Raw genomic sequence first — 12457 nt, 5'->3', positions numbered from 1 at the left:
TTTAGTTTCGTTCGGAGGGAAGCTGTTGGGTGCGCTGGCAGTCCTGGCAGATGCCCTGGTACAGCACGTCCGCGATCTGGATGGTCATCGGCTTGGCGTCCGCGTTCCAGTGCGGGGTCAGGCAGGGCGCGTGGCCCACGGCGCAGTCGACATCCTCCACCCGGCCGCAGCTGATGCACACGGCATGGTGGTGGTTGTCCCCGACCCGTGTCTCGTAGAGCGCGGGCGAGTGCGGGGGCTCAAAACGGCGCAACATGTGCAGATCGGTGAGATCGCCGAGGACCACATAGACCGACTGGGCGGTCAGGTCCGGCAATTCCTGCCGGGCGGCGGCAAGGATTGCCTCCGCCGGCGAATGCGGGTGATGTTCGACGGCGGCCAGCACGGCCAGGCGCTGCTTGGTCACCCGGCGGCCGTGGGCACGCAGGGCGGCTGCCCATGCGTCGTGGGTGCCCGAGGAATCCGTCATACCCTCATTCAAGCACTTATTATGACTGCCTCACAATAAGGCGGGGCTAATAATGTCCGGCCGTGTCACAAGATACTCCCGGTTCGCCACTAGAGTTGCCCGGTGGGGACATTGTTGGCGGACATCACGCCGTTGCGTGAAAGTCCGGCCTTCCGCCGTCTGTGGCTGGGGTCCGCCGTCTCCGCCCTGGGCAGCCAGCTGACCCTGGTGGCGGTCAGCCTGGAGGTCTACCGGCTGACCCAGGACAGCCTCTACGTGGGGCTGCTGAGCCTCTTCGCCCTGGTGCCGCTGGTCTTTGGAGGCCTCCTGGGCGGTTCGATCGCCGACGCCCATGACCGCCGCACGGTAGCCCTCCTGGCCTCGTCCGTCCTCTGGCTGACCACCGCCGCGCTGGCCCTCCAGGCATGGCTGCAGCTGGGCAACGTGTGGCTGCTCTATGGGCTCGTGGCGGTGCAGAGCGGTGCCCAGGCCATCAACCAGCCGGCCCGCAGCGCCATCATCCCGGTGCTGGTGCGCAAGGAGTTGCTGCCGGCGGCGAATGCCCTGAGCATGATGATTTTCGGGCTGACCATGACCGCTGGCCCGCTGCTGGCCGGCGTGCTTGTGGCGTCGGTCGGGTTCGGCTGGACGTACACGATCGACGTCGTCAGCTTTGCGTTTGCGTTCTGGGCTCTCCTGAAACTGCCTTCCATGCCGCCGGGCGAGCACGCCAGGCCGGCCGGGCTGCGTTCGGTGGTGGAGGGGTTCCGTTTCTTGGGCACCCGGCCCAACCTCCGCATGACGTTCGTGATCGACCTCGTGGCCATGGTCTTTGCCCAGCCCCGGGCGCTCCTGCCGGCCATCGGCGCGTTGATGATCGGCGGCGGTGAGGCCACGGTGGGGATCCTGTTGGCCTCGATGGCCGTGGGGGCGTTCCTGGCCGGCCTGTTCTCGGGGCCTCTGGGCGGCGTCCGCCGGCAGGGCTCCGCGGTGGTGTGGTCCGTGATGGGCTGGGGCGGCTCGGTGGCGGCCTTCGGCCTGGTGGTGGTCCTGGCCGGTCATTCCGGCGACGACGGCGTGGGCGTGTGGCTTTTGCCCGCCGCCCTGTGCTGCGCGCTGGCCGGCATCGCGGATTCCGTGAGCGCCGTCTTCCGGACCACCATCCTGCAGGCCTCCACCCCGGACCACCTGCGCGGGCGGCTGCAGGGCGTCTTTGTGGTGGTGGTTGCCGGCGGACCCCGGATCGGGGACATGCTGGCAGGCGGCGCGACTAAACTTTTGAACGAGGGCTGGGTCCTGCTGCTCGGCGGCATGTTGTGCATCGCCGTGGCCTGGACATTGGCCCGCCAGCAGTGCGGATTCCTGCGGTACGACGCGCGGAACCCGGTACCGTAGCGGTTCGTTTTCCTTGGTAGGTCAGTGAAATACAGGGCATCAGCTTGCAGTACACGGATCAGGAGGACCAGTGCACAAGCATCACAACGGACTGAAGACCGCGGCGCTGTTCGGCGTACTGTGGGCGGTCCTGCTGGGCCTGGGGGCGTTCATCGCCGCGGGAACCCGCAGTGCCGCGCCGATCTGGATCATGGCCCTGATCGGCGTCGCCACCACGGCCTACGGGTACTGGAACAGCGACAAGCTCGCCATCCGTGCCATGCAGGCCTACCCCGTTACGGAGGCCGAGGCGCCCCAGCTGTACCAGATCGTCCGGGAGCTGTCCGGCCGGGCCAACCAGCCGATGCCGCGCATCTACGTCTCGCCCACCATGGCACCGAATGCCTTCGCCACCGGCCGGAACCCGCAGAACGCGGCCGTCTGCTGCACCGAAGGCATCATGCGGCTGCTGGATGCCCGCGAACTGCGCGGCGTCCTCGGCCATGAACTGATGCACGTCTACAACCGGGACATCCTGACGGCGTCGGTGGCCGCCGCCGTCGCCGGCGTCATCACCTCGGTGGCGCAGATGATGCTGCTGTTCGGCGGCGGGGACCGCCGCAATGCGAACCCGTTCGCCGCCATCGCCATGGCGCTGCTGGCCCCGTTCGCCGCGTCACTGATCCAGATGGCCATCTCGCGTACACGGGAGTACGACGCCGACGAGGACGGCTCGTCGCTGACCGGAGATCCGCTGGCGCTCGCCTCCGCCCTGCGCAAGATCGAGCAGGGCGTGCAGCTGGCCCCGCTGCCGCAGGATCAGCGGCTGGTCAACGCCTCCCACATGATGATCGCCAATCCGTTCAAAGGCGGAGGCGTGGCCAAGATGTTCTCCACCCACCCGCCGATGGCCGAACGGATCGGGCGGCTGGAGCGGATGGCCGGCCGGCAGCTCCACTGAAGCTGGCTGCGGGTCTGGCGATGCGCGAATAATTCCGTGAAACGCAAAAGGCTGGCGACACCGGAATACCGGTGTCGCCAGCCTTTTGCGCGTCGTGCGGAACTTTGCGCCGCGGACGGGCCGCTAGCTGCGGAAGTTCACGAACTGCAGGTCGGCCTCGTCGAAGCCCTTCAGCAGGTTCATGGTCTCCTGCAGGTCATCGCGGGACTTCGACGTCACGCGGAGCTCGTCGCCCTGGATCTGTGACTTGACGGACTTGGGGGCCTCGTCCCGGATCAGCTTGTTGATCTTCTTCGCGAGGTCCTGGGCGATGCCCTCCTTGATGGAGGCCTCGAGCCGGAATTCCTTGCCGGAGGCATAGGGCTCGCCGGTGTCGAGGGATTTGAGCGAAATGCCGCGGCGGATGAGCTTGGACTGCAGCACATCGAGCACCGCGAGCACGCGTTCCTCGGAGTTGGCCTTCATCAGGATCTTCTCGCCGCTGAAATCGACCTCGGCGCCGACACCCTTGAAGTCGTAGCGCTGGGCAATTTCCTTCTGCGCCTGGTTCAGCGCGTTGGCGACTTCCTGCTTGTCTACCTTGCTGACGACGTCGAACGTAGATTCGCCTGCCATGACTTTCCTCCTGATGGTTGCCGGGTGCCTGCGTGGGGCCGGGATGTCTGCATTCCAGACTAGTACGGATGCCCCCGAAGTGGCGGCCGGGCTTGCGTCCAGGGTTTCACAGTCCGCTCATAGCTCAATCACGGCGGGAACGAAGCCGGGCTGGCCAGAGTTGCAAGAGTTGGAACCGCTGCTGAAAGGCAAGAACATGCACCATAAAGCCGTCCGCTACGTAAACCGCACCACCGCCGCCGCTGCCAGCACCCTGGCCGCGACGGCCAGCTCCGTTGCCGCCGCCGCGCTGGCGGCCTCCATCATCCTGAGCCCGGCGGCCGACGCATCAGTCCGCATGGACGGGGTCCACACGGACCTGGCCCGTGCCGTGGAGCTGAACCAGGTCACCGCCGAGCAGGCGGCCCGATTCGAGGCAAGGCTGGCGGGGCGGATTCTCGGCGAGGCCTGAAATTCCGCGGATTTTGGCCCATTTTTGGCCCTTTTTTGATCCACTGAAGCGCCGATTCGATTCTTCGGCGGAAGTTCTGTAAAGTTGTCTTGCCCGCGGGTGCTGGAAGCGGAACGGACTGGAAACAGGCGTTCCGGGACTGGAAACCGCGAGTGATCTTCTTTTGAAGTTCGGCAGATTACCCGAGCGGCCAAAGGGGGCTGACTGTAAATCAGCTGGCAACGCCTACGGGGGTTCGAATCCCTCATCTGCCACCCTTGGAAAAGCCTCCGGAACCACTAGGTTCCGGAGGCTTTTCTTTGTCCCCGGCTCAATGGCCCGGCTCAAAGGCCCTGCTCAGTCGATCGGTGGATTTGGAATGGCCACCGTGGCACCGGCGGGCGGAATCCATTCGCCGCCCGTTAACAGGTTCAGGTTGGCTATCCGCAGGGCATAAAGCGGAACGCCGTAGCGGCTCGCGATGCCCGCGGGAGTGTCTCCGGCGCTCGCCCTGTACAGGAGCCGTCCCTGTCCGTCCTGCCCGGTCACGCTGCCGCCGGCTCCCAACTGGGGCACGTCTACCCCTCTGAGGTCGATGATCTCTCCGGCGGCAACGGACTCCGCTTCGTTGAAGCTCTTGAGGATCTCCGGCGTCATCCGGAAGTGGGCGGCGATGCCCTCCCACGTGTCGCCGTCGACGGCCGTGTAGCGCATCGGCTGGAGGAACCCGTTCACTTCGGTCGTCCCCTGCAGGCCTCCGGACGCCGGGGATGTTGCGGGGGCGGACACCGCCGGCGCTCCGCCCGGGGCATCCGTGCCGGAAGAACAGGCTGCCAACAGAATGGCGAGAGCCGCCGCGAGAACCGCGGCAAGAAGAACTGCGGCGGCGGGCCGGACCCGATGTGCACCGGAATCGAGATTCACCCTGGGTGTCCTGTCGCTCGGGGCCTCCCCCCGAGGCCCGTTGCGCCAATTATTCCATACGTTTTATGAAACCTGGCGTGCCGGCAGGCAGCGCCCGCACGTTCGGTATAGTGCCGGTCATGGACGACAAAGCGATCTTGCACACCTACCTGCGCACCCGGCGCCAAGACCTCCTCGGGAAGCTCGAAGGCCTCAGCGAGTACGACGTACGCCGGCCCCTCACACCCACGGGAACCAACCTGCTGGGACTGGTCAAGCACGTGGCCAGCGTCGAAGTCGGCTACTTTGGCGAGGTCTTTGGCCGTCCCAGCGAGCTGAAGCTGCCGTGGTTCGCCGACGACGCGGAGCCGGATGCGGACATGTGGGCAGCCCCCGGCGAGACGCGGGAGCAGATCACTAAGCTGCACCGGCTCTCGGCGGCCCACAGCGATGCCACCATCGAGGACCTTCCGCTCGACGCGCCCGGTGTGGTGCCCTGGTGGCCGGACGAGCGCAAGCACGTGACCCTGCAGCAGATCCTCGTGCACATGTGCGTGGAGACCGCCCACCACCTCGGACACGCCGACATCCTGCGCGAACTCATCGACGGCAGCGCGGGCCAGCGGCCGGGGGATCCGAACCTTTCGCCGCGCACCGCCGAGGGGTGGGCCGTGCACCGGGCCCGCATCGAGGCAGCCGCCGTCGCTGCCGAAGCGGGGGCGGCAGGCCGCTAGTACGGCCGCTAGTACGGCCGCTAAAACGGGCACGTAGCGGCAGCCAACAGCGGCCGGCGAACACTGCCGCGACGGATTGCCAGCGTCGCCGCATCGTTTCTGCAAGCAAAATCTCAGTTTTCGGTGCGGAGCCAACGTAGGGTAGTCCGGTCCGCTGTTGAAGAAGAAGGAGCATTCGTGAAGTCGTTTGCCTGTGGTGATGTGGTTCCCGGTTGTGACGCCCGCTGGGTGTGCAGTACCGACGATGAAATTCTGGTCAATGTGGCAGCCCACGCCGCGTCCGCACATGGGCTGGAGGAGCTGCCGGCCGACGTCGTGCAGTCGATCCACAGCGCCATCGTTCCCGTTAGTTGATTCACGAGGCAGGCGGCCTCCCGCCCGACGCCGGGGCCGCACCGGGCCCGGACTGGGAGGAGCAGCTGGCGGCCGCCTGCCGGGGTGTTGGCCTTTCCGCGGCCTACCAGCCCATTGTTGATACCGCGCGCGGCACCGTGGTGGGCTATGAGGCCCTCGCCCGGTTTCCGGGTTTCGCCGAAAAAAATCCCGAGGTGTGGTTCGCCGCCGCGCACACGCATGGCCTGGCGGCCGAGCTCGAGGCCGCAGCCTTGCGGGCGGCGCTCGCGGCGCGCCCCACCCTGCCGCCGAACTGCTTCCTGACCCTCAACGTCTCACCGGAGCTGCTGCTGACGGAAGAGATCCGTGGCATCTGGCGCGGCCAGGGCAATCTCGGCGGGCTGGTGGTCGAGCTGACGGAGCAGACCCCGATCAACTCCTATCTGGAGCTCGAGCCCGACCTCAACCAGCTGCGCGCCGCCGGCGCGCTGATCGCCGTCGACGACGCCGGTGCCGGCTATGCCGGGCTCCGGCACCTCCTGGCCCTGCGGCCCTCGCTGATCAAGCTCGATCGTGAACTGATCCAGGACGTTGACCGGGACGAGGCCAAGCGTGCCCTGATCTCCATGCTCGGAACCTTCGCCAGCCGCGTCGATGCCTGGATCCTGGCCGAGGGGGTGGAGCGCGTGGAGGAACTGGACGCCCTCGTCGCCCTCGGCGTGCCCCTGGTGCAGGGGTACTGCCTGGCCCGGCCCGGTCCGGCGTGGGAACAGATCGATCTTGACGTTGCCCACCGTCTGGCATCCAAACCCCCGGCCACGCAGCAGAGCATCATCCGGGACATCGTGGAACCCGCGGCGACGGCCGCCACCACTGCGACGGCGGCGGCCGCGTTTGATGACAACCCCGCCCTGCAGTCGGTGGTGCTGATGGGCGAGCATTTGCGGCCCGTTGCGGTGCTCGGCCCCTCCGCGGCGGCCCTGGGCGTGGTGAGCCCGGGAATGCGGGTCAACCTGGACACGCCGCTCAGCGAGGCCCTGGCGCGTTCCATGACGCGGACCCAGGCCAGCCGGTTTGACCCCCTGCTGGTGACCGACAACGCCGGCCGCTTTGCCGGCGTCGCGCGCATGGAACGGATGATTACGGCGCTGGCGGCGGACAGCTAACCGTCCGTCGGGTCCGGACCGCCGGATTCTCCTTCCAGCGGCTGGTCTTCCAGGAGCTGGTCCGTGGCGGGATCGGGCAGGCCATCGAAGTAGCGGTCCAGGACGTCGCGGAACACGGGTTCGCCGGGCGCAGCGCGCCGGAACAGCGTCATGGACGAGTGCAGCTTCCGGGCGTCGATGCCGCCGAAAATTTGCACCGCGGACCGCCCCTGAAGGTCGGCCACTGCGGCGGCAGCCTCCCGCAGCCGCGGGCCAAGGACGCCGTGCCGGCAATAGGCACGGGCCTCGGCCAGGGAGGAGATGGCGTACTTGCGGGCGGTTTCGCTGCGGCCCAGGCCCGCGAGCTGGGGGAAAACGAACCACATCCAGTGACTCCTCTTCATGCCCGACCGCAACTCCGTCAGGGCGTGCCCGTAGGTTCCGCCGGCATCCTGGGCCGCCACGAACCGTTCAAGATCGTAAGGGTCTTCCATGCCCGCTAGGCTACGTCCCCCGGTGCCGGAGTGACAGCACCGCGACAGGCCGCCCGCGGGCGAAGGGGTCATTCGGCCGGGCCTAAAGTGCCGGTCCCGGGCGTATCGTGTCCCCCATGGCGAATGTCTTGGAGATGGTCGGCGTTGTGAAGCGGTTCGGATCCGTGGTCGCCCTGAACGGGTTGGATTTTTCAGTCGAGGCGGGCGAGGTCCACGGCTTCCTTGGACCGAACGGTTCGGGTAAGTCGACAACGATTCGCCTGCTGCTGGGCATGCTTCGCGCCAGCGCGGGCTCCATCCGAGTGCTGGGCCTGGACCCGTGGCACGACGTCGCGAGCCTCCACCGGCGCCTGGCGTACGTCCCCGGGGATGTGGCGTTGTGGCCCAACCTGACCGGAGGGGAGGTCATTGACCTCCTCGGCCGCCTCCAGGGCGGCCAGGACCTGGCCCGGCGGGCCCAGCTGTTGGACCTCTTCGACCTCGATCCCACGAAGAAATCCCGGGCCTACTCCAAAGGCAACCGGCAGAAGGTGGCCCTGGTCGCTGCGCTGGCCACCGACGCTGAGCTGTTCCTGCTGGACGAGCCCACCAGCGGCCTGGACCCCCTGATGGAGGAGGCCTTCCGCGGCTGTGTCCGGGAACTGCGGAACCAGGGCCGCACGGTACTGCTCAGCAGCCATATCCTCAGCGAGGCCGAGGCGCTTTCGGACCGCGTGAGCATCATCCGTGAGGGCCGGGTGGTGGAGACCGGGCGGCTTGATGAACTCAGGCACCTGACCCGTACCTCCGTCACTGCCGATCTCGCGGTGGTACCGACAGGCCTGGATGCCCTGCCAGGCGTCCACGACGTCGTCGTCACGAACCACCGCGTCAGCGCCCAAGTGGAACCGTCCGGCCTGGCCCCGTTCATGCGGGCGCTGACCGACGCGGGACTCGTCGCGCTGACCAGCCAGCCGCCCACCCTGGAGGATCTCTTCCTGCGCCACTACGGCGCGCCGGTGCCCGTGGCCGCGGCAGGGTCGAGCAGCGGGGGCACCGCAGATGCGTGAAACGCTGGCGGGGACCGGAGTCCTGATCAGGCTCGGGCTCCGGCGCGACCGATGGCTGTTGCCGGCGTGGATCGCCGGATTCGCCGCGACAACGTATTCAACCGCGGTGGCCGGCGCCGAGCTCTACCCCGATGTCGGGAGCCGGGTCGAGGCCGCGACGGCCCTGAATGCCACGGCCTCGCTCGTGGCCCTCTTCGGCAGGGTCTACGACCCCACATCCCTCGGTGCCCTGTCCCTCATCAAGTACACGGCGTTCATGGCTGCCATCCTGGCCGTCCTCATGGTGTTCATCACCGTCCGCCATACCCGCAGCGACGAAGAGTCCGGGCGGCTCGAGCTCCTGGGCGGCGGCCGACTGGGCCGGGACGCGCCGCTCGCGGCCGCCCTCGCCATCAGCTTCGGAGCCAGCATTGTCCTGGGGCTGGTCACGGCAGTTTCTTTGGCAGCCGGCGGGCTTCCGGCCGCCGGCTCGATCGCGTTCGGACTGGGCTGGGCCGCCACCGGCATGGCGTTCAGCGCCGTGGCCGGGGTCACCGCCCAGCTGACGGCCAGCGCGCGGGCGGCCACGGGAATGAGCCTCGGCGTCGTTGCCGTGACCTATGCGCTGCGGGCGGTGGGGGACCTCGCCGAACCGGGGCCCTCCGCCCTGTCCTGGCTTTCGCCGATCGGCTGGAACCAGCAGATCCGGGCCTTCGCCGGGGACCAGTGGTGGGTGCTCGCCCTGCCACTGGCACTGTGCGCCGCACTCGTGCCCGTGGCGTTGGCCCTCCGCGCCCGCCGGGACCTCGGCTCCGGCCTGCGCCAGGAGCGCCCCGGCCCGGCACGCGGCTCGCTCCGCGGGGTCGGGGACCTCGCCGTGCGGCTCCAGTTCCGGCTGTTGGCGGCCTGGGCGGTCGCCTTCGTGGTCTTCGGCGCGGTGATCGGATCGCTGGCCGGCAACGTCACGGATTTGCTGAGTTCGCCCAACGCTCAGGACCTGATCAGGATGCTGGGCGGAACCCAGGCCATGACGGATGCCTTCATTGCCGCGGAGATCAGCATCATGGGACTGCTGGCCGCTGCCTACGGACTGTCCGCGGCCAGCCGGCTCCGTGAGGAGGAGACGGACGGCCACGTCGAGGCGCTGCTGGGCACTGCCACCACCCGGCCGCGGTGGGCCACCAGCCATTTCGCCCTGGCGCTGGCCGGCGTCGCCGTGCTCATGCTGCTGGCCGGAGTGTCCGTCGGGGCCGGCGCAGCCACCGTCCTGGCCGATGCCAACCAACTCGGCCGCGTCACCCTGGCCGCTGCCGCCCAGATCCCCGCTGCCTGGGTCATGACCGCAGCGGTGCTGGCGGTGTTCGGCTGGGCGCCCCGGCTCACGGGGACGGTCTGGGCTCTGCTGCTGCTGTTTGTTGCCCTGGGAGAGTTCGGCGTGCTGTGGAACGCCCCGGAGTGGCTGATGGAGCTCTCCCCATTCCGGCATTCGCCGCTGCTGCCCTTGGATTCCGGCGCAGTCGGCCCATTGCTGGGACTCACTGTGACGGCCGCTGCGCTCGCTGCGCTGGGATACGCCGGCTGGCGCCGCCGGGATCTGGCCCCGTGAGCGGGCCAGACCCACCACTACTCGCCAATAGAGGGCAGCGGTAATATCAGATTCGAGAGTTCCTGGCGCATCCCGGCACTGACCGGACGCCACTCTCGGGCCGGGTCGGAGGGCGGGATGCAGGACGCATACGGGCTATATACCCCGACCACGCTGGTGGAAATCGGGCTTCTGCTGGCGACGTTTATCCTCTGCTCCCTGATCGGCACCGAGCGGCAGGTCCGGCAAAAGGTCGCCGGCTACCGCACCCACGTCCTGGTCGGGCTCGGATCGTGCACGTTCACCCTGATCTCCGCCTACGGCTTCGCCGCCGTCCAGACCGGGGGCACCGTGGACCCGTCCCGTATTGCAGCCCAAATCGTCAGTGGCATCGGTTTCCTCGGCGCCGGGGTGATTTTCAAGGGACGGAACGTTGTCCGCGGCCTGACGACGGCCGCCAGCATTTGGGTTTCTGCCGCCGTCGGCATGGCGTGCGGCGCCGGAATGCTGTCCCTGGCTGTCTCGCTGACCGCTTTCCACCTCATCACGTTGTACGTCGTCTCTCCCGTGATCAGGAAGATCCCGACCCCTGACGCCCACCGGGTCCTGCACCTGGGCTATGCCGACAACAAAGGCGTGCTGCGGCAAGTGCTGGAGATCGCCACCAACATGGGGTTCAGCTCCTCAATCCTGAGCATTAATAAGGCGGGCGATGAACAAAAGCCGATCGTCCTCATGGACATCCGGTTCCATGGTCATCTTCCGCTGCGGGAACTCGTCCCCTACCTCCTGGATGTACCCGGCGTGCAGAGTGTGAACGTTCGCGACTCCGACCCAAACGAGGATGACGACGACGCCAGCGCTTGAGAACCATGCGCTGATTGAAGCCGTTCGGGGATGACCGTTAGAGTCTGCGGATGACCGAGAACAGCGTCGCTTTGACGGATACCGTGTGCGTGCGGGTGCTGCGCAGGTCCGACGCCGGACCCTTGGCCGACGCCTACCTGCGGAACCGGGAGCACCTGGCGCCCTGGGAACCGCTGCGGTTTGAGGAATTCTTCACCGCCGAGGGACAGGCGGTCAGCATTGAATCCAAGCTCGGGATGTTCATCGCGGGAACGGACGTGCCCTGGGTCCTCGTGGAAGGTTCCCGCATCATCGGGGTGATCAACCTCAGCGGGATTGTCCGGGGGCCATTCCTCAGCGCCCACCTCGGCTACTGGGTGGACAAGGACATGACGGGGCGGGGAATTGGCTCGGCCGCGGTGGAGTTTGCCCTCCAAACCGCGCGCAATGAACTGGGACTGCACCGGCTGCAGGCCTCAACCCTCCCGCACAACGCCGCGTCCCAGCGGATCCTGAAGCGGGCTGGCTTTGAGGAGATCGGTTTGGCAGCCCGGTACCTGCGGATCGCCGGATCCTGGCAGGACCACGTCCTGTTCCAGCGGATACTGTTCTGATGGCTGATATTCCGGTTGCACCAGGTCCCGTTGCAGCAGTTCCAATTGCACCAGTTCCAATTGCGCCGGCGGACTTTGGTGCCCTGCATCATGTAGAGCTCTGGGTGCCGGACCTGCAGCGGGCCAGGGACCAGTGGGGCTGGCTGCTGGGCCGGCTGGGCTACGAGGCCTACCAGGACTGGACCCACGGGTGCAGCTGGCGCCGCGGGCCGACGTACATCGTCGTCGAGCAGTCCCCGGCGCTGACCGGAACCGCGCACGACCGCAAAGCCCCGGGCCTGAACCACCTCGCGTTCAGCGCGGGGACCCGGGCAGACGTGGACGCCATAGCGGCGGAGGGCCCGAGCCACGGTTGGGCGGAGTTATTTCCGGACAAGTATCCGCACGCGGGCGGCCCCGATCACTTCGCCGCCTACCTCGTGAACGCGGACGGCTACGAAGTGGAGCTGATCGCGGCCGCCTGATCGCCTCGGTGCCCTACGGGTTGGTTGTCGGCGGTGCCTGTTCAGCCTTGAGTTCCTCGCCGTGGGCGATGATCGCGTAGATGATCAGCACGTCCATGGCGATGACGATGACGGACCACCACGGCTGCGCCGGAATGAGCATCAGTTGAACGACCGCGCTGAAGCCGGCAACGACGACACCGACGACTCGAGCCCACGTTGCACCGGAGAAGAGCCCGACGGCGGTGAGGATCAAGAGCACCCCGAGGGCGACATTCCACCAGCCCCACCCCTCCGCATCGAAGAGGAACAGGCTTCCCGGGGTCGACAAATAGTAGGTGTCGGGACCGGTGAGAGCGACGAGGCCCTGAAGGCCGCTGAAAACGCCGTTGATGATCAGAATGACTCCGGCGAAACGGACCCAGCCGGTCCAGCCAGTCGAAGCAACAGGATGATGGGCAGTAGTCATAGTGCCGACCGCTTTCCGTTGAATGCTCTGCCGTC

The 12457-nt window shown here is 67.4% G+C and carries 16 protein-coding genes and 1 tRNA gene; 12 read left to right on the top strand and 5 right to left on the bottom strand.

Going from position 1 to position 12457, the window contains the following annotated elements; genetic code table 11:
* Position 1: 1 nt before the first annotated feature.
* Complete coding sequence (locus tag ABH915_RS17975) at positions 2 to 469, bottom strand: Fur family transcriptional regulator (RefSeq protein WP_370123882.1); 468 nt, start codon at positions 467 to 469, stop codon at positions 2 to 4.
* Between the two features lie 102 nt (positions 470 to 571).
* On the opposite strand from ABH915_RS17975, the gene ABH915_RS17970 reads away from it, so the two are divergent.
* A complete protein-coding gene (locus ABH915_RS17970; protein ID WP_370123879.1) occupies positions 572 to 1843 on the top strand; it encodes an MFS transporter in 1272 nt (423 codons plus the stop codon).
* A 70-nt stretch (positions 1844 to 1913) separates the two neighbouring features.
* The gene (gene htpX, locus ABH915_RS17965; RefSeq protein ID WP_018773568.1) at positions 1914 to 2783 is read left to right on the top strand and encodes a zinc metalloprotease HtpX; all 870 of its coding nucleotides are present in this window, start codon (positions 1914 to 1916) and stop codon (positions 2781 to 2783) included.
* A 123-nt stretch (positions 2784 to 2906) separates the two neighbouring features.
* Here htpX and ABH915_RS17960 read toward each other — a convergent pair whose 3' ends face one another.
* On the bottom strand, positions 2907 to 3398 hold the full coding sequence (locus tag ABH915_RS17960) for a YajQ family cyclic di-GMP-binding protein (RefSeq protein ID WP_018773569.1): 492 nt from the start codon (positions 3396 to 3398) through the stop codon (positions 2907 to 2909).
* Between the two features lie 196 nt (positions 3399 to 3594).
* On the opposite strand from ABH915_RS17960, the gene ABH915_RS17955 reads away from it, so the two are divergent.
* On the top strand, positions 3595 to 3849 hold the full coding sequence (locus ABH915_RS17955) for a hypothetical protein (RefSeq protein ID WP_370123875.1): 255 nt from the start codon (positions 3595 to 3597) through the stop codon (positions 3847 to 3849).
* 172 nt (positions 3850 to 4021) lie between these two features.
* A tRNA-Tyr gene (locus ABH915_RS17950) sits at positions 4022 to 4103 on the top strand.
* A gap of 82 nt (positions 4104 to 4185) precedes the next feature.
* Here the strand turns inward: ABH915_RS17950 and ABH915_RS17945 are convergent.
* A complete protein-coding gene (locus tag ABH915_RS17945) occupies positions 4186 to 4752 on the bottom strand; it encodes a LysM peptidoglycan-binding domain-containing protein (RefSeq protein WP_370123872.1) in 567 nt (188 codons plus the stop codon).
* Positions 4753 to 4871: 119 nt separating this feature from the next.
* Between ABH915_RS17945 and ABH915_RS17940 the strand changes: the two genes are divergently transcribed.
* The 3 genes from ABH915_RS17940 to ABH915_RS17930 all read left to right on the top strand — a co-directional run bounded on the left by ABH915_RS17940 (position 4872) and on the right by ABH915_RS17930 (position 6964).
* On the top strand, positions 4872 to 5465 hold the full coding sequence (locus ABH915_RS17940; protein WP_370123870.1) for a DinB family protein: 594 nt from the start codon (positions 4872 to 4874) through the stop codon (positions 5463 to 5465).
* A gap of 177 nt (positions 5466 to 5642) precedes the next feature.
* On the top strand, positions 5643 to 5819 hold the full coding sequence (locus ABH915_RS17935) for a DUF1059 domain-containing protein (RefSeq protein WP_370123867.1): 177 nt from the start codon (positions 5643 to 5645) through the stop codon (positions 5817 to 5819).
* On the top strand, positions 5816 to 6964 hold the full coding sequence (locus ABH915_RS17930; protein ID WP_370123864.1) for an EAL domain-containing protein: 1149 nt from the start codon (positions 5816 to 5818) through the stop codon (positions 6962 to 6964). Before ABH915_RS17935 ends, ABH915_RS17930 begins: the two co-directional genes overlap by 4 nt.
* Here ABH915_RS17930 and ABH915_RS17925 read toward each other — a convergent pair.
* Complete coding sequence (locus ABH915_RS17925) at positions 6961 to 7437, bottom strand: DUF1810 domain-containing protein (RefSeq protein ID WP_370123861.1); 477 nt, start codon at positions 7435 to 7437, stop codon at positions 6961 to 6963. The genes ABH915_RS17930 and ABH915_RS17925 overlap by 4 nt on opposite strands.
* 116 nt (positions 7438 to 7553) lie before the next feature.
* Between ABH915_RS17925 and ABH915_RS17920 the strand changes: the two genes are divergently transcribed.
* The 5 genes from ABH915_RS17920 (at position 7554) to ABH915_RS17900 (ending at position 11974) form a co-directional block, all read left to right on the top strand.
* Positions 7554 to 8486: an ATP-binding cassette domain-containing protein gene (locus ABH915_RS17920; protein WP_370123858.1), complete on the top strand. Its 933-nt coding sequence runs from the start codon at positions 7554 to 7556 to the stop codon at positions 8484 to 8486.
* Positions 8479 to 10071 carry an ABC transporter permease gene (locus ABH915_RS17915; RefSeq protein ID WP_370123855.1) on the top strand — a complete coding sequence of 531 codons (1593 nt, stop codon included), beginning with the start codon at positions 8479 to 8481 and terminating at the stop codon, positions 10069 to 10071. The genes ABH915_RS17920 and ABH915_RS17915 overlap by 8 nt, the downstream gene beginning before the upstream one ends.
* A 117-nt stretch (positions 10072 to 10188) precedes the next feature.
* Complete coding sequence (locus ABH915_RS17910; RefSeq protein ID WP_370123852.1) at positions 10189 to 10917, top strand: MgtC/SapB family protein; 729 nt, start codon at positions 10189 to 10191, stop codon at positions 10915 to 10917.
* Positions 10918 to 10967: 50 nt separating this feature from the next.
* Positions 10968 to 11510: a GNAT family N-acetyltransferase gene (locus ABH915_RS17905; protein WP_370123849.1), complete on the top strand. Its 543-nt coding sequence runs from the start codon at positions 10968 to 10970 to the stop codon at positions 11508 to 11510.
* Between the two features lie 59 nt (positions 11511 to 11569).
* Positions 11570 to 11974, top strand: a complete 405-nt coding sequence (locus ABH915_RS17900; RefSeq protein ID WP_370125036.1) for a VOC family protein — start codon at positions 11570 to 11572, stop codon at positions 11972 to 11974.
* A 13-nt stretch (positions 11975 to 11987) separates the two neighbouring features.
* Here ABH915_RS17900 and ABH915_RS17895 read toward each other — a convergent pair whose 3' ends face one another.
* A complete protein-coding gene (locus ABH915_RS17895; protein WP_370123847.1) occupies positions 11988 to 12422 on the bottom strand; it encodes a hypothetical protein in 435 nt (144 codons plus the stop codon).
* Positions 12423 to 12457 lie beyond the last annotated feature (35 nt).

Source organism: Arthrobacter sp. MW3 TE3886, assembly GCF_041262145.1.
Lineage (GTDB): Bacteria > Actinomycetota > Actinomycetes > Actinomycetales > Micrococcaceae > Arthrobacter.
This window is presented reverse-complemented; position numbering and strand designations above follow the sequence as displayed.